The 16357-nt window shown below is 38.6% G+C and carries 15 protein-coding genes; 5 read left to right on the forward strand and 10 right to left on the reverse strand.

Features of this window, described 5'->3' with window-relative positions; genetic code table 11:
- Positions 1-78 precede the first annotated feature (78 nt).
- From tssB to tssC, 3 genes are all read right to left on the reverse strand, one after another.
- A complete protein-coding gene (tssB, locus tag DNJ75_RS02655) occupies positions 79-603 on the reverse strand; it encodes a type VI secretion system contractile sheath small subunit (protein WP_117001627.1) in 525 nt (174 codons plus the stop codon).
- Between the two features lie 21 nt (positions 604-624).
- On the reverse strand, positions 625-1239 hold the full coding sequence (locus tag DNJ75_RS02660; protein ID WP_117001628.1) for a hypothetical protein: 615 nt from the start codon (positions 1237-1239) through the stop codon (positions 625-627).
- 62 nt (positions 1240-1301) lie between these two features.
- Positions 1302-2888, reverse strand: a complete 1587-nt coding sequence (gene tssC, locus DNJ75_RS02665; protein ID WP_117001629.1) for a type VI secretion system contractile sheath large subunit — start codon at positions 2886-2888, stop codon at positions 1302-1304.
- A 280-nt stretch (positions 2889-3168) separates the two neighbouring features.
- Between tssC and DNJ75_RS02670 the strand changes: the two genes are divergently transcribed.
- Positions 3169-3813 carry a hypothetical protein gene (locus DNJ75_RS02670; protein WP_117001630.1) on the forward strand — a complete coding sequence of 215 codons (645 nt, stop codon included), beginning with the start codon at positions 3169-3171 and terminating at the stop codon, positions 3811-3813.
- A complete protein-coding gene (locus tag DNJ75_RS02675; protein WP_117001631.1) occupies positions 3806-4537 on the forward strand; it encodes a hypothetical protein in 732 nt (243 codons plus the stop codon). Before DNJ75_RS02670 ends, DNJ75_RS02675 begins: the two co-directional genes overlap by 8 nt.
- Before the next feature lie 3 nt (positions 4538-4540).
- Here DNJ75_RS02675 and DNJ75_RS02680 read toward each other — a convergent pair whose 3' ends face one another.
- The 3 genes from DNJ75_RS02680 to DNJ75_RS02690 form a co-directional block, all read right to left on the reverse strand.
- Complete coding sequence (locus tag DNJ75_RS02680; RefSeq protein ID WP_117001632.1) at positions 4541-4819, reverse strand: peptidylprolyl isomerase; 279 nt, start codon at positions 4817-4819, stop codon at positions 4541-4543.
- A 293-nt stretch (positions 4820-5112) separates the two neighbouring features.
- Positions 5113-8175, reverse strand: a complete 3063-nt coding sequence (locus DNJ75_RS02685) for an efflux RND transporter permease subunit (RefSeq protein WP_117001633.1) — start codon at positions 8173-8175, stop codon at positions 5113-5115.
- Positions 8176-9222 carry an efflux RND transporter periplasmic adaptor subunit gene (locus tag DNJ75_RS02690; RefSeq protein ID WP_117001634.1) on the reverse strand — a complete coding sequence of 349 codons (1047 nt, stop codon included), beginning with the start codon at positions 9220-9222 and terminating at the stop codon, positions 8176-8178.
- A gap of 168 nt (positions 9223-9390) precedes the next feature.
- Between DNJ75_RS02690 and folD the strand changes: the two genes are divergently transcribed.
- Both folD and DNJ75_RS02700 read left to right on the forward strand, forming a co-directional pair.
- Complete coding sequence (gene folD, locus DNJ75_RS02695; protein ID WP_117001635.1) at positions 9391-10248, forward strand: bifunctional methylenetetrahydrofolate dehydrogenase/methenyltetrahydrofolate cyclohydrolase FolD; 858 nt, start codon at positions 9391-9393, stop codon at positions 10246-10248.
- Between the two features lie 30 nt (positions 10249-10278).
- A complete protein-coding gene (locus DNJ75_RS02700; RefSeq protein WP_117001636.1) occupies positions 10279-10851 on the forward strand; it encodes a tetratricopeptide repeat protein in 573 nt (190 codons plus the stop codon).
- A 336-nt stretch (positions 10852-11187) separates the two neighbouring features.
- On the opposite strand, the gene prfC is transcribed toward DNJ75_RS02700, so the two are convergent.
- From prfC to purF, 4 genes are all read right to left on the reverse strand, one after another.
- Positions 11188-12768 carry a peptide chain release factor 3 gene (gene prfC / locus DNJ75_RS02705; RefSeq protein ID WP_117001637.1) on the reverse strand — a complete coding sequence of 527 codons (1581 nt, stop codon included), beginning with the start codon at positions 12766-12768 and terminating at the stop codon, positions 11188-11190.
- Positions 12769-12932: 164 nt separating this feature from the next.
- A complete protein-coding gene (locus DNJ75_RS02710; RefSeq protein WP_117001638.1) occupies positions 12933-13133 on the reverse strand; it encodes a hypothetical protein in 201 nt (66 codons plus the stop codon).
- A gap of 162 nt (positions 13134-13295) precedes the next feature.
- Positions 13296-13901, reverse strand: coding sequence for a tRNA-(ms[2]io[6]A)-hydroxylase (miaE, locus tag DNJ75_RS02715; RefSeq protein WP_117001639.1), 606 nt, complete (start codon positions 13899-13901; stop codon positions 13296-13298).
- A gap of 236 nt (positions 13902-14137) precedes the next feature.
- Positions 14138-15649 (reverse strand): amidophosphoribosyltransferase, encoded by a 1512-nt coding sequence (purF, locus tag DNJ75_RS02720; protein WP_117001640.1) that lies wholly within the window; start codon positions 15647-15649, stop codon positions 14138-14140.
- 341 nt (positions 15650-15990) lie between these two features.
- Here purF and DNJ75_RS02725 point away from each other — a divergent pair.
- Positions 15991-16357, forward strand: a 367-nt coding sequence (locus DNJ75_RS02725; RefSeq protein WP_170137173.1) for a transposase, incomplete at its 3' end; no start/stop codon positions are given.

Here is a 16357-nt window from a genome sequence, read left to right on the forward strand (position 1 = left end):
ATCCATTGTTACCAAAAAACTATTGTTTAGGTACTTACGATATTAATTGCAGAAAAGATGATTAAGTTTTAACCCAAGCTATTTGGATTTTACTTTAAACAGCTCCTGATAGTCACCAAGACAAGTCAATTGACTTTTAAGCTCCTCTTTAGTTGAAGAACTCCCCAAGATGGCGCGAATCTTTTCCTGAAAATGACGATTGTTATCAAACAGTGATTCAAAATTACTAATCATTTCCTTAAGGCGCAATAAGCGCCTTAACTCAGGAATTTTATTCGCTAAAACCACTGGTGAAAAACAATCAATTTTATTCATTTTAAGGTCAATATCCAAAGTCGCTGCATGTGATGGATTAACATGATTTGCAACTGTAATCGTTTTACTCATATTAAGTTTTGACATCACTGCGTTAATACCCGACTTACCACTGATAATATTTCTGTCATAGTAATTCTTCTGCGATTCGTTAGAACAGCCATTAGAAAAATCACCCAACATTAATACCTTAAGTGGCAAATTTTTTTTGACCTTTTTCTTATCCACACCAACCATATCATAAGAGATATTGACGCGAGAGCTGGGTATTTTTTGTTTATAACTCATCACCTACTCCAGATAGCAAGTCTACTTATCTTTAATGTCATAAGACTCTTTATTATCTTTTTGCATATACTGCACATGCAAAGTAGTTGCACAATCAGTTGAATAGAACCCTCTGATACTCACATAGGCTTTTTTACCTTCGTTATCCAGTTCAATGTTAATATCTTCTTTTTTAGCAGTAACCTTGATACTTCCACCATCGCAACTTAAACCATTGGTAAAATCAAACTCCTGAGCATCTAAGATAATCTGCTTATCATTAAACTCAGACAATTCAAATGACATCATTGGCTTATTAGTACTACTCCCTTTCTTTTTACTCAGTTTTTGACCTTCAGCATAAGTCATCACACCGTTTAACGTAACCTGACCGTAAGCAAGGATTTTATATAACGGCAACACTAAATCATCAATGACCATAGCAGCTTCTTCAGTATTACCTAATTCACTTCCACCGTTATAGCCTTTTAATTTTTCTGAGACTGACTCACCATCAAAGCTCATGCTTTTGATATACGCTCTAGCGGCATGGGCATTATGATTACTGCCAGAATGTCCATCAAAAAATACTCTGCTATCCACTGCTACTACCACATGACTATTCTCTATTGACACACTATTTGCACTGGTACCCATAAATTAACTCCTTAGTTATAATTGATCTTTCTTTTTTTATTTACACTCCCCCGCAGAACTCCTTATTCCGCAACACCCTCATTTTCAGCCTCTGCTGAATCACTTTCCGCCTCATTAGCTGAGCCATCCAAGGTAATTGGTAACTTTGTGGCAAGGCGCATTGAGACATCGATACCCTCTAACTGAACGTGCGGCACTAAATCAATCTGACACTTATACCATCCAAGACGCCCTGTTTGTGGCAATACAGCAACATTGGCCTCTTTGAATGGATAATAAGCCAAGGTGACATCACTTGGATTAGCCGCAATAGTGACGAAGTTACCAATCCAATCACTTAAGAATTTTTGCACATGGTTATGATCATAGTTTGATCCAACACGATCACGAACAATTGACTTGACATAATGCGCGATCCGACAGACCGATAAAGTATAAGCTAAATTTGCGTTAGCTTGTGCAGTTTCACTCAAATCAGGATTATCTTCATCCTCAAGCACTGTACGCGCTGATTGCGCACTAAAAAAGCACCCGCCTTCAGCACGCTTATCACCAACAAAAGGAATAAAACCTGCTCTTGAAAACTCATACTCTTGAGAATCTGAGACAAAATACTCAACACTACCTGTTTTTTGCGTATACCCTGAAATATTAAATTCATAACTGGATAGGTCATCTATCAAACCACCACCCAATGGTCCACGAATATATTGGCTCCAGCCTGTTTTCTTAAATGATTTAATCACATTTTTTGCAAACAGGACTGAAGCACCCCCCCAGAGGTAGGATTTATTATCAAACAAATTATGTAGGCGCTCTTTAAAAAAAGTCACCGAATAGTTTTGTCTTGCATTGCTCGCATAAAGCTCAGGCGAATCTTCCGCATAAGGTCGACGCAACAAATAGCGCGGGAATGTTAAGCCAACGTAGGCAGCCTCTTCCGTTTGCCTAAAGCGATTCCATGCAGCATATTTAGAGCTATTCAACAGCCCATTAAGATCGCGCACCTCATCAAATGATTCAAAGCTATCATAACCAAAAAACTGCGGACCAATGTTAGTGATAAACGGCGCATGAGCTGCCGCACAGACTTTACCAATATTTGAAAGCAACAATAAATCTTCATGCTGACGCCCAATATCAAACATCCCAACAACTAAGGAATAAGGCTCGCCACCATATTGGTCATATTCGCTGGTATACACTCGCTTAAATAAATCTGATCCAGTGTAGTCAGCACTGTTAAGTTCAAAGTCATCAATCAACTCATCTTTTGATACTTCGTGCAGTACAACCTCAACCTCATCATGATCACCTGCTTCCTCAAAAACATCATTCAGAGACAACCACATTGACTCAAGATATTTAAAATCCTCATTACTGATAACTTCATTTAGCTGCTTATCAATTACATCATCAATTTTAGCTTTAATACGAGCTGTAATTTCTTTGGAGAAATTCTCAGGCTCTTGCATTTCTGCCATCACTGCTGTCATCGAAACCAAAAATTCTTTTAGCTCTTGCTCTGCGGAATCCATATTACGCGTTATCGCAATTTCATTGACACCAGATTGCGCCATTAATGCATTGATTTGCTCAGCATTACTATCATTTACTAATCCAACTAATTGCGTTAAAACCTGACTCACATTTATTCTCCATTACCTATTATTCCAAAAGATAACCGATAAAGATCAAATTAAAGTCTTTTATTGACTCATAACAAACTCTTCAAATCGATGGAGCGCATAATGAATGTATTTCCAAGTCAATGCAATAGCCCAACATTACAAGTTACAATTCAACAACAATATGGTTATATAACAAACATCCCCAATCATTTAATTTACATTTTTGCAATAGAAATTCAAGTGAGACTATAGGCAAAATATAATAAGGAAAGCAATAGAAGGAAATAAGATATTTTTTATGTTTTTATTCGAAATCTCATCAAAAAACAAACAAAGTCAACTTAATTTAAACCCGCATGATATAGGATCCAGTAAAGATCTACTCCCGAATGACAATATAAGAGAGCGTGTTATTAGCTATTTATATTTTACAAGTGATTATATTCGAATGAGGCAAGTATCAAAAAAATTTAAAAAAATAACTGACGATCACATAGCTATCCTTGAAAAGGAATGTGAAGAACAAGACAAGTTACCACATTATAAATTCTATTACGGACATATATTCTTAAATATGGAGTATTATCAACACTTACATTTTGATAGAAATACATGGATTGGAAATTCAGAGGCACAATTTAAACAATGCTTCACTTATTTTCACAACCCTGTAGATATTTTCGTTCAATTGCTTAGCAAAGAGCGTAACAATTATAGTGGTAGTAATAATAATGATGTATTTGACTCAATGAAGTCACGACAAATGTACTCTCTTAATCAAAGGAATAAACAACGTATTGAAATGACAATCATTGAGTATATAAAACATTACTACCTACCTTTAGGTACAAATAAGGGAAAGCAACTCGTTAATATAACGTATGCAGAGACTGATAATAAGCTTCACACACAACTGCTTAAAAGTGGGGGGGGATATGCTTAAATGCAATTACAAAAAATATAATTTAAATGAGCCTTTAAGCACCATGTCTAACTCTCTAGAAATATCAATAAAAAACGGTACGCTTTCATTTTCTATTCAACAATCGAACAATGAGTTTGAGTATTTCTCAGGTTGTCGAGCAGCCCCATTTTCGGGAGTTGCAAATCTACATTTTATTCAGATAAAAAATCATGAAAATATGAATATCAAAGAAATTCAGAAGAAGATCCAATTGGCTAAGAGGTATTACTCCTATGACGTTTCTATCGTCTTTTATGCATGCAATAAAGATTATAATGATTGGTCAGAGAGGCTAACTTCAATTGAATACAATATTGTTGCCATTTTTCCTCCTACTGCGCTAGATTTTCTAAAGTCTAAGTTATTATCTGTTGACTCTGATAATAAAGGACCCTTAGGATACCAGAGAATTACAGATGAAGATGTTGAAGCCATTGATAAACTAGAGAATGCCAATAGTATTAGAGAGTTTCTACGTTGTCTTTTCTCACCCAAACTTAGCACTAAGACAGCAAACGTTAGCCAACTAGCAAACAAATGTTTAGAGCTACTGCGTGATCCAAAAAATAGGCAACTAGACGAACTTCGTACTGTATTTGATAAAATCAGAAAAATGCGCTACTACGGTCTTAAGGGCTCTCTTGATGGGTATGACGAAAATAGTAAATATGAGCGCGAAATGAATAAATATTATAAAAAATAAAGATTATGAACGTGATGTGATTTCAACTAAATGATAACCAAATTGTGTTTTAACTGGTCCGTGAACTTTGCCAACTTCTTCAGAAAAAACCACTTTATCAAACTCAGGAACCATTTGACCTGGACCAAAAGAACCTAGATCACCGCCATTTCTACCTGAAGGACATAGTGATTTTTCTGCTGCTGCTTTTGCAAAGTCTGTACCTGCTTCAATCTCTTTTTTTAAAGCTTCGCATTCTGCCTCTGTTTGAACGAGGATGTGGCGTGCTGACGCTTGTTTCATATTGTTCTCCATATTGGTTTCTATTAATTAACACGCAGTGGAGTGTACCCAATCAATCATTAAAAAACAATGAAAAAGCGCGCAAGTTGCAGACAAATGAATTCAATCACATTTATACCGCTCGTAAATCATTTTGCGGTGTTCAATGTCAAAGAAGTTTTTGATGGTTTTGAGTGATTGTATTGCAGGTAATAGCTAGGACTATTGGCAAAATGCAATCACTCAAAAGTGCAGGAAATTCGACGGCAGAAATATTGTAAAATGGTTTGTGAGAGGTATATACCCATCTCAAATCATTGTACAGTGTTTGCTATTGAGGAGATTTTTGATGATTTATTTGTCCTAATGGATTTTAATAATTGATATGCCACCGGCACAATAAACAATGAGAACAGTGATCCTAATAACAATCCTGCAACAATAACCATACCGATTTGCTGGCGGGCATGCTCACCGACCCCTGTGCTTAATAATAATGGAATAGCACCTAAAATCATCGTTGCTGATGTCATCAAAATTGGGCGCAAACGTGTTGCGGCTCCTTTGATCACCGCTTCATTTAAGGAAGCACCTTTAGCTAACAGCTCATTAGAGAACTGTACAATCAACACACCATGTTTTGATACCAACCCAATCAAGGTGATTAACCCAATATCTGTATAGATATTTAGTGTCCCTCCGATAAGTTTGAGCCCAAGCAAAGCACCAATCACACATAAAGGAACTGTCAATAAAATAATAAATGGATCAATAAAACTCTCAAACAATGCAGCAAGCACCAAATAAATAAACAAAAGCCCAGCAATAAAAATAATAATCATGCTGTTATTGCCTTCAAGCATATCTTTAGCATCCCCTTTAAATGCCAAACTTGTACCAGGCAATAGCTGCTCGGTAATTGCCTTGATTTGCTCGACCACTTGTCCCATCGAAGCATTTGGCTGTAAATTAACACTAATTGACATTGCATGCATTTGATTATACGTCGTCAAATAAGGAATTTTTACCACTGGTGAGATGCTTACTAAGCGTCCTAGCTGCACCCAGCCACCTGAATCAGTTTTGATATATAAACGATTTAGCACACCAAAGCTTTTAAGATCTTTTTTCGGCAGCTGCACATAAATAGGGAAACTCTCACCACCGGTTTCATAATCACGTGATAACTGCCACCCACCAAACATAATGTTTAAGATCGTTTGGATATTAGCCGGATCGACATCTAGCAATGCAGCATTGATATAGTTAATATTCATATCAAACTGCCCGCTATCTGCAGCACTACCTATACTTGCATAGGAAATGCTCGGTAGCTTCTCCAGTATATTAATTAGACTCTCTGCTTTTTTATACAGCGTTTGATAATCATCCATACTCAATAGATACATTTGAATATCGCCATCACCCGATTGATTGCGTCCTGATAATGGAAACACCCAACTGCTACCTTGTATGCCTTGGGTGTTTTTAATTATTCCATTTAACTCACGCGCCACCTTGTAGGCATTGGTGACTTGATCCTCTTTTAAAATATTCATTGAGAAACCTGATGTTTGCCCACTTTGTGTATCAACAAAGCCAAATGAATGATCAAATACCTTGCTAGGTAATTTGCTTTGAATCTCATCAAGTTTTTGCATAATAAAATCTGAGCTTGCATTGCTTTGCCCGACAATATTCACACCAACCACGCCAATGGTATCATTAGGCTGCAGTGCTGTAGGCATCGAGCGAAACAAACCAATCCCTGCAATAATCAAAATCACAAAGATAGCAATGATCCAAAAGCGGACTTGCAACACGAAGTAGAGTGATTTTTTATATGCTTTTTCACAGCTTGCAAACACTCTGGTGACAAACTTCTCATAGCGATTTTCTTTTGCATTACCCAAAGTATGTGCGCACATGGTCGGTGATAAGGTCAACGCGACAAAACCTGATATTAAAACACTCGCAGCCAAGGTAAAGGCAAATTCACGAAAGAAAACGGCTGATTTATCATTCATAAATGCAATGGGGATGTAAACGGCAACCAATGTAATGGTCATGCCAATAATCGCAAAGCCAATTTCTTTACTGCCTAAAATCGCGGCATCAAACGCATTATAGCCCTTTTGCATATAGCGATAGCAGTTCTCAAGCACAACAATCGCATCATCCACCACCAGTCCCACAGCTAGCACAATGGCAAGTAATGTCATCATATTGATACTAAAGCCTAGTGGCCAGATAATCACAAACACGCCAATTAAACATACTGGCAAGGTAACAATAGGCACCAGAGCTGCCCTAAAGCGCCCTAAAAACAATAAAGAGATCAATGATACCAAGATAATGGCTTCAATAATCGTCTTAATAACTTCATACAAAGAGGCTTTAAGTGATGTCGCTACATTAAAGAGTACACTGGCTTTCATACCTGGCGGCAATGAACCTTGCATTTGTTGAACGGCCTTTGCAACAGCATTGGCAACATCAATCGGGTTAGCATCACTGGTTTGCGAGACATTAACCACAACACCAGGCTTACCGTCAATAATACTAATTGAGCCGTTGGCAAGTGATAAATTACCCAAGTATACCTTGGCAATTTGTTTCAAATAAATCAGCTTGCCATTATGTTTCGCAATGATTAGATTTTCAAACTTACTAATACTATCTAATGCGCTATCGACATTAATCGTATAGGTATTGTTATTGGTAATAAGCTGTCCGGCGGAGACATTGCGATTAAGCTGCTCGAGTTTATTAACAACATCAATCGCTGAGATTTTCAAAATCGCCATTGCCTTGGGATCAAGCTCGATACGTAGTGCTGAGCCTTCAGAATACACTTGCACATCACCAACGCCTGGAATCTGTGCTAACTGCTTGGTAATCGTATCATTGATATAGGATGTTAAGCTTTCCGTTGAGCGATTACTATCTTGAAAACCAATAAGCATCACTTGCGAGCCATCACCACGTTGTTTAATCTGCGGTGTTTGCGCGTTTTGCGGCAAATTAACGCCTGCAATATCACGCATGACTTCAGATTGCGCGGTAATGAATTTCTCTTGATCAATATTGCCAAAGTTCAACTTAATCTGACTTTGATCTTGCATCGATGTCGCTTCGATATAGCTTAGATTCTCCGTCCCTGAAATTGCGGCAACAAGCTGTTGCGTGACATCTTTTTGCACCACATCGGCACTTGCCCCTGGATAATTGGTTTGAATCATTAATACCGGTTTAAACACCGTAGGTTCAAATTGCAACTTAACATAACTAAAACTTAACAAACCACATAATACCAATATTGCATTAAGTACAAACGATAGTACGGGGCGTTTAATACAAATCTCAGGCAGCTTCATTTATTTCTCCACCTTAACGGCAACACCATCGGAAATATTACCCTCGGCAGATACGATCACCTCTTGACCTTTGCTTAAACCCTCTAAAATACTGACATAACCTTTATCGATTTGCCCAATTTGCACAGGCACCATTTTGGCTTTACCCTCAACAATCACATAGACGATAAAACCACCACTTTGCGCACTTAACGCACTCTCAGGCACCGCCAATACCATGTTATTTTCTTTGATAATTTGTGAGACATAAACACTCATACCAGGGTTTAACAGATTATCTGTATTTTTAAATATAGCGCGCACAGTAAAGGTTAAGTTATCATCTGAAACATCTGGTGAGATATAATCCACCTTGGCATGAAAAACCTGCCCTGGAAATGCATCAACTTTAAAATCAACCGTTTGCCCAAGCTTAATACTACTGGCATAGGATTCCGGTAATGCATATTGTAGTTGTAGATTCTCTTTATCCACCAAGGATACCAAGGTGTCTCCTGCTGAGACATAACTGCCTTTGGCTAAAGTCGTTAATGTCAAATGCCCACTAAAAGGTGCGACAATTTTGGTGTTTGATAGCTGGTATAATGCCGCATCATATTGCGCTTTTGTTTGCATATAGCTTGCCTTGGCATTATCTAGTTCACTTTGTGACACAGCATTATTTTCCTTATACAAGGTGTCTGTACGTTTATATTGCGCTTCTGACTTTGTAAAATCAGCCAATGCAGAGCTTACATCCGCCATTTGCTTGGTGTCATCCAAAGTCATCAATAACTGCCCTTCTTTGACATATTGACCACTGACAAAATCAATACTGCTAACAATCCCTGCAATCTGCGCTTTAAGTGTCACCGTATTTGGCGCAACCAGTAGACCTGTGCCTTTGGCAGATAGCGGAATATTGCGCTCATTAACCATTGCCATCATTACCCCTGTTGGCTCAACGTGAAAGCTCAGTTCTTTCTTAGTAGTTGCTAAAAACAAAAAATAAATAACCATCAATAACAAGATTGCCGTAATAATTCCAAAAATAATATGTTTTTTCATCCATCAAAACCAATGATATAAAGCACTATTGCTTAAACTAGACGATCTTTTGGTACGATTCAAGAACATTAACAAATGTTGTTTAAAATAACACGTGAATTGTCTATCATGTACTACCAACTTAAGCCTATAGAAAAATAGAAAAAGTAGAAAACAGGAACCTATGCTATGGCACAAATTATTGACGGCAAAAAAAAAGCGCAAGAAATCAGATTAAAAATCAAATCACAAGTTGATCAACTAAAAGAGCAAAACAAACGTATCCCAGGGCTTGCGGTAATTATTGTTGGCAATAACCCTGCCTCGCAAATTTATGTCAACAACAAACGTAAAGCCTGCGAAGAAGTTGGCTTCTTATCTTTAAACTATGATCTTAATGAAGACGTTAGCAATGATGAGCTACTCAACCTCATTAATAAACTCAATAACGATCCAACGATTGATGGCATATTGGTGCAATTGCCACTGCCTCAGCACATCAATGCTGAGAAAGTACTTGAAGCCATTCGCCCTGATAAGGATGTCGATGGTTTTCATCCTTATAATATTGGTAAATTGATGCAACGCAATCCACTATTGCGCCCCTGCACGCCCAAAGGGGTGATGACATTACTTGAATCGGTGATTGATAACTTTAAAGGCAAACACGCAGTTATCGTTGGCGCTTCAAATATCGTTGGGCGCCCGATGTTAATGGAGCTTTTATTAGCGGGTTCGACGGTCACTACATGTCACCGTTTTACCAACGATCTAGCTGAGCACTTATCACGCGCTGATATTGTAGTTGCCGCCGTTGGCAAACCGCACTTTATCAACGGGTCTTGGCTAAAAAAAGGTGCTGTGGTCATTGATGTTGGTATCAATCGATTGGATGATGGCAGTATTGTTGGGGACGTTGATTTTGACAGTGCCTTGGAAAATGCCGCTTTTATCACCCCAGTCCCGGGTGGTGTTGGACCTATGACCATTGCCACTTTACTAGAAAATACGTTATTCGCTTGTGAGTATTTACATAGCAAGGCATAATGTTTCGCGAGAAGTTTGGAGCGAACATACATGAAGCTTATTAAAAATCATCTTTCAATTTGGGTTGGTGCCATCATTGCCCTATTGGCTATTACTCTAGGGACGACAGCACTTTATCATAATAACGCACATGCTATTATCAGCAGCAAATTAGAAAATACAGCTAACGTTAGTAATGATAAGCCCGCAAAAGCTAAAGACACCTCAGATAATGAGCCTATCAATTACACGCGACTAAGTCCAAAGGCTGCCTATGATAAAGGGGTTGAGTACAGCAAACAAATCAGTAAATCAGGTGGTAACAATATCGATAAAGCAGTTGATTATATTCAGTACTCAGCTGCCACAGGATATGCTGAAGCGCAATTTAAGCTTGGATTAATGTATTTTCAAGGATTAGGCGTGCAATCAAATCCTGCTGTTGGCTTTTACTGGATTGAAAAAGCGGCTAAAAACGACTATGCCGAAGCTCAAATTTATTTGGCGTATATGTATAAAAAAGGCATTGGCGTGTCAACTAATCTCTTTAAATCAAACTACTGGTTACGCCAAGCACGCGCTAATGGTATTGATCTGAGTTTAGATGCATTACCATTTTTCTAAGCGCTTAAGCTATTGGCATTTTGTAAATTTTTTGTAAATATTTACAAAAACACCTTTTCATCATGCAAAAACCCTAGTATAGTGGCGCTCTCTTTCGACGGGTCGCTAGCATCAACTTCCTCCCTCCTCCCTCCTTGAATAGATCTAGTGATTCGTCGATTGTTTGTTTTCTGTTTTTGGGCTAAGACTAAATATTCACCTAATACACCAAAAAGTGTTCACCAAGTAAGCTTGGGAAAGTCGCGCTTTATAGAGGCTTCGACTTATGCTCAGCCAACGCCCACACAATCTAAGTGGACGGGAATACAGCTTATGAGAATTTTATGTTGGGGATACTTAGTGCTCTCTTGTAGCTAGAAATTGAATCTCTGGATTGCGCTCTTGTGCCATCTGCAGATTAACACGCGTCGTTGCCAAGTAAGTCAAATGATCGCCACCATCTAATGCCAAGTTATCTGCATATTTATTTTTAAATTGCTCCAGTTTTTTCTTGTCATTTGCCTCTATCCAGCGCGATGCGACAACATTGACCTGCTCATAGCTGCATTTAACGCCATATTCGTTTTCTAAACGATGAGCGACAACATCAAACTGCAGTACACCAATTGCGCCAAGAATCAGATCATTATTATTCAATGGTCTAAAGACTTGAGTTGCACCTTCCTCAGACAATTGAATTAAGCCTTTCAAAAGCGCTTTCATCTTCAATGGATCGTTTAAACGCACACGTCGAAAAAGCTCAGGGGCAAAGTTAGGAACACCCGTGAATTTAAGCACCTCGCCTTGCGTGAATGTATCACCAATTTGAATCGTGCCATGATTATGCAAGCCAATAATATCCCCTGGATAGGCTTCCTCTAGGGACTCACGCTCACCAGCGACAAAAGTTAGCGCATTAGAGATTTGCACCTGCTTATTAATACGCACATGCTGCAATTTCATACCTTTTGTATATTTACCCGAACAAATTCTAAAAAATGCCATACGATCGCGATGTTGCGGATCCATATTTGCTTGAATTTTAAAAACAAAGCCGGTTAATGGCTCTTCATGTGCTTCCACTTCACGCACATCTGTCGTTCTTGGTGTTGGCGATGGTGCAAATTCAGTAAAGCTATCAAGCATCTCTTTAATACCAAAGTTACTCAATGCCGTACCAAAAAATACAGGTGTTAACTCACCACGGCGATATTTCTCAAGATCGAACTCATGACTCGCCCCTTTAACAAGCTCAACCTGTTCTCTTAACTCATCTGCCAAATAACCAATCTTAGCATCAAGTTCATTATTATTAAGTCCGTTGATTACTCGATAGTTATGGATATGATGACCGTGACCAGTTTCAAATAAAATCACCTCATCCTTATATAGGTGATAGACCCCTTTGAACTCTTTACCTGAAGCAATTGGCCAAGTCATTGGTGCACATTGAATGTTAAGCACATCTTCAACTTCGTCCATCAACTCCATCGGATCACGTGTATCACGATCAAACTTATTGATAAAAGTTAGGATGGGCGTTGTTCTTAAACGACATACTTCCATTAATTTAATAGTGCGCGCCTCAACCCCTTTAACACCATCGATGACCATCAAAGCTGAGTCAACTGCGGTTAATGTGCGATAGGTATCTTCTGAGAAATCCTCGTGTCCTGGGGTATCCAAAAGATTGACCACACAATCATTATAAGGAAACTGCATCACTGATGTGGTTACCGAAATACCACGTTGCTTCTCAAGCTCCATCCAATCTGAGGTCGCATGACGACCTGATTTTTTACCCTTTACCGTACCTGCTAATTGAATCAAATTTCCAAATAACAACATCTTTTCAGTTAACGTAGTTTTTCCGGCATCCGGATGCGAAATAATCGCAAATGTGCGTCGCTTATTTAGCGCCTGTAGAAATTCAGACATCATTTTTCCTCAAAAAAATCAAAATTAAAAATACTTTGCCCTTGCAAAGGGCAAAGCCTACCTGTTTTACTGATAAATGTAAAAACTTTATGAAAAAATAATGCTTTAAAAACTACATTGGCAACTCGATTTTTCTTATGACTACTAACAGATAATATTCTAACTTAGCGTTTATGTTCAATAATTTTATCCACTTCTGTAAAACTTATTTTCTTAACACCAAAAGGCATATCGATCATCACATGCTCAGCTGAAATATGCTTAAGCACCCCGACATAACGAATATTATGTGATTTAACCGTCACAATGCTTTGTTTATTATACATATCAAACAACCATCGCTTGGTTTTATCATTTATTTGCATGATTGTCTCCTCCATACACAAGATATCAATATCGTACTGATACCCCATAAGCTTGAATCCAAACTTACTTTTTTTTCTCTCTTAATCTTGGTAATGATAGATAGGAACTGACTAAAATACAATATTCAAAAAAGCAACTTTAGCCGAAAAAAACCGTAGGGCTTAAACCCCACTATGGAAACGAAATTCTATATCTGGTGATTCTATCAAGTGCTTCTCTAATGTAGCAAAGCGCTTAATATGGTGCTCGATACCTTCTGTGGCAAATTGTTGTGCAAATTTAAGATAAATGGTGAAATGACGCTGCTCTGATGCTAATAATCCCAAATAAAATTTTTGCAGCTCTTCATCTAAAAAAGGCGCAATAGCACCAAAGCGCTCACATGATCGTGCTTCGATAAAAGCACCAATAATAAGCGTGTCAACAAGACGTCCTTCCTCTGACGTGCGCACATGCTTTTTTAGCTCTTTGACATAGCGCGACTCTGATAGTAAGCGATATTCAATATTGCGTTTTTTGAGAATGCCTAGTACCTGTTCAAAGTGCACTAGCTCTTCGCGGGCAATTTTTGACATTCTCAGTAGAAGCTCTGGATACTCAGTTGATTTGCGATACATAAAGCTAATTGCAGCAGATGCTGCCTTTTTCTCACAATGCGCATGATCTAGCAATAGGATGTCAATCGATTTGAGTGCTTTATCTATCCATGCTTTGGGTGTTTTGCATGGCAAAAATGTATCAATCGTTGCTTGATTAAAATAATTCATTCTAAAAACTTATACTATCATTCTGTTTTAATTTCAGGTTTATAAACGGAGCTACGGACTTTTTCTATTTCAACACCCCGCCTCGCAGGCTCGGCACCCCTCTTGCAAAGAGGGGAATAAAAATCAACCCTTGCCAAATTCCCCTCTTTGCAAGAGGGGTGGCAGCCGTAGGCTGACGGGGTGTTTATAAAATCATAGTTTTTTCTAAAGTGCGTAACTCTTATTATAATCTCATGTTATTCTTGATTATGCATATCAACGGCACCTAGTTTTGGTGCCGTATTTTCCGCTTGTTGCTTGCGATGATTTAACAATGCTGCAAAATAACTGTCATCGATGCCACCGGTAACATACTTGCCATCAAATACTGAGGTATCAAAATCTTTCAAGTGCGGCGCCTGTTTACGCACGGCAGCAACTAGATCATCGGTTGTTAGATAAAATAAATGATCCACACCAATCCACTGACGAATTTCATTAATACTGCGATTATGCCCAATAAGCTCATCATGCGTTGGCATATCGATACCATAAACATTAGGGTATTTAACCACCGGTGCTGTGGATACGATTGAGACTTTTCGCGCCCCTGCTTTTCTTGCCATCTCAACAATCAACTTTGAGGTGTTGCCGCGCACAATAGAGTCATCAACCAACAGAACATGCTTACCTTTAAACTCATGATCAATCGTGTTGAGCTTCTTGCGAATAGATTTCTGACGCGCAGCTTGATTAGGCATGATAAAAGTGCGTCCAACATAGCGATTTTTGACAAAGCCTTCACGATATGGCACATCCAAAACACGTGACAATGGCAATGCCGCATGGCGCCCTGAGTCAGGCACAGGAATCACTACATCAATATCATGTTCTGGTAATTCAGCTAGGATGTTTTTTCCAGCAATGCGCCCCATCTCTAAACGTGCACTGTAAACAGAGGCGCCATCAATCACAGAATCAGGTCGCGCTAAATAAACATATTCAAAAATGCAAGGTGATAAGCTCGCGTTAGGAGCACATACTTTACGCTTAAGTTCTCCATCAAGAGAGATAAAGATCGCCTCGCCAGCGCCCAGATCACCAATCACTTCATAACCATCACAATCTAATGCAACGGTTTCAGAGGCAACCATATATTCTTTTTTGCCATCGACTTCTTTTATACCCAACACCAAAGGACGAATGCCATGCGGGTCACGAAAGGCAAACAAACCAGCCCCCGCGATCACACCAACAACGGCATAGCCACCAATACAGCGTTGATAAAGCTTAGCTAATGCATTAAAAAAGATATCCGTTGAAAAATTAGTGAGTGACACTTCGGCTTTGTGCAGCTCTGAGGCTAATACATTAAGTAAAAGCTCCGAGTCCGAGCTTGTGTTAATATGGCGAAAATCATGCTCCAACAATTCTTTGCGAATTTGCGTGGTATTAATTAAGTTCCCATTATGCGCTAAGGCAATGCCATAAGGCGAGTTGACATAAAAAGGTTGTGATTCAAAAACACTATCTGATCCTGCGGTTGGATAACGCACATGACCAATGCCTAAATTGCCTTGTAAACGCTCCATGTGGCGCGTGCGAATCGCTTCAACGACAAGCCCCTTATCTTTGCGTAGCGACATATGATAACCATCACAGGTCAAAATACCTGCAGCATCTTGTCCACGATGCTGCAACATCGTCAATGCATCAAACAACTTTTGATTTGCAGGCTCATGCCCAATAATCCCAACAACACCGCACATAGTTCTCAATCTTCTTGCTGTTTTAAGACCGAGCTATTCTATACTAGTGATATACCCATCGCAAATCATTTTGCGGTGCTTAATGTTGAAGAAGTTTTTGATTATTTCAAATGATTGGAGTCCAGGTAATAGCTAGGACTATTAACAAAATTCAATCACTTGAAATCACGAGAAATTCAATAACAGAAATACTGTAAAATGGTTTGTGATGGGTATATAGCATTTGTGAATCATTTTACGAAATTTCCCTCTGTGTATAATACCCCAAGAAATTTAAACAGTATCTTTTGAAATTCATTTCCGATATATTGTTGAAAGTAAAATGAATAGAGGGCGTATTTGTGAGCACAAAAAGAGCAAGTTACTCGTCAGAGTTTAAAGTCAAAGTTGTATTAGAGTTATTAGCAAATGAGCTTACGTTAGCAGAGCTTGCTAGCAAACATAATATAACGACAAAAAACATCCAAAACTGGAAGAAAATCTTCTTGGATAATGCAGTTATTGCCATGGAGCCAGCCAAAGCGGTTAAAGAGTACAAGTCTGAAAATGATAAGCTTCAACACGAGGTAGACAAGTATGCTAAGAAAGTTGGTCAACTTACGATTGAAAGGGATTGGCTTGAGGGAAAGCTCGCAAGCTTGGACTTATCAACTAAAAAATCTATGGTGGAGTCCAAGCTAGAAAATATTTCCATAGTTAAGCAATGCC

This window comes from Cysteiniphilum litorale (assembly GCF_003428165.1).
In the GTDB taxonomy this organism is placed as follows: Bacteria; Pseudomonadota; Gammaproteobacteria; order Francisellales; family Francisellaceae; genus Caedibacter; species Caedibacter litoralis.

Excerpts from the sequence above, each read along its gene's own strand:
- tssB (WP_117001627.1), bottom strand. The coding sequence starts at position 603 with ATGAGTTATAAACAAAAAATACCCAGCTCTCGCGTCAATATCTCTTAT.
- DNJ75_RS02710 (WP_117001638.1), bottom strand. The coding sequence starts at position 13,133 with ATGCAAATAAATGATAAAACCAAGCGATGGTTGTTTGATATGTATAAT.
- DNJ75_RS02660 (WP_117001628.1), bottom strand. The coding sequence starts at position 1,239 with ATGGGTACCAGTGCAAATAGTGTGTCAATAGAGAATAGTCATGTGGTA.
- DNJ75_RS02670 (WP_117001630.1), top strand. The coding sequence starts at position 3,169 with ATGTTTTTATTCGAAATCTCATCAAAAAACAAACAAAGTCAACTTAAT.
- DNJ75_RS02690 (WP_117001634.1), bottom strand. The coding sequence starts at position 9,222 with ATGAAAAAACATATTATTTTTGGAATTATTACGGCAATCTTGTTATTG.
- purF (WP_117001640.1), bottom strand. The coding sequence starts at position 15,649 with ATGTGCGGTGTTGTTGGGATTATTGGGCATGAGCCTGCAAATCAAAAG.
- DNJ75_RS02680 (WP_117001632.1), bottom strand. The coding sequence starts at position 4,819 with ATGAAACAAGCGTCAGCACGCCACATCCTCGTTCAAACAGAGGCAGAA.
- prfC (WP_117001637.1), bottom strand. The coding sequence starts at position 12,768 with ATGTCTGAATTTCTACAGGCGCTAAATAAGCGACGCACATTTGCGATT.
- DNJ75_RS02675 (WP_117001631.1), top strand. The coding sequence starts at position 3,806 with ATGCTTAAATGCAATTACAAAAAATATAATTTAAATGAGCCTTTAAGC.
- DNJ75_RS02700 (WP_117001636.1), top strand. The coding sequence starts at position 10,279 with ATGAAGCTTATTAAAAATCATCTTTCAATTTGGGTTGGTGCCATCATT.
- DNJ75_RS02685 (WP_117001633.1), bottom strand. The coding sequence starts at position 8,175 with ATGAAGCTGCCTGAGATTTGTATTAAACGCCCCGTACTATCGTTTGTA.
- folD (WP_117001635.1), top strand. The coding sequence starts at position 9,391 with ATGGCACAAATTATTGACGGCAAAAAAAAAGCGCAAGAAATCAGATTA.
- miaE (WP_117001639.1), bottom strand. The coding sequence starts at position 13,901 with ATGAATTATTTTAATCAAGCAACGATTGATACATTTTTGCCATGCAAA.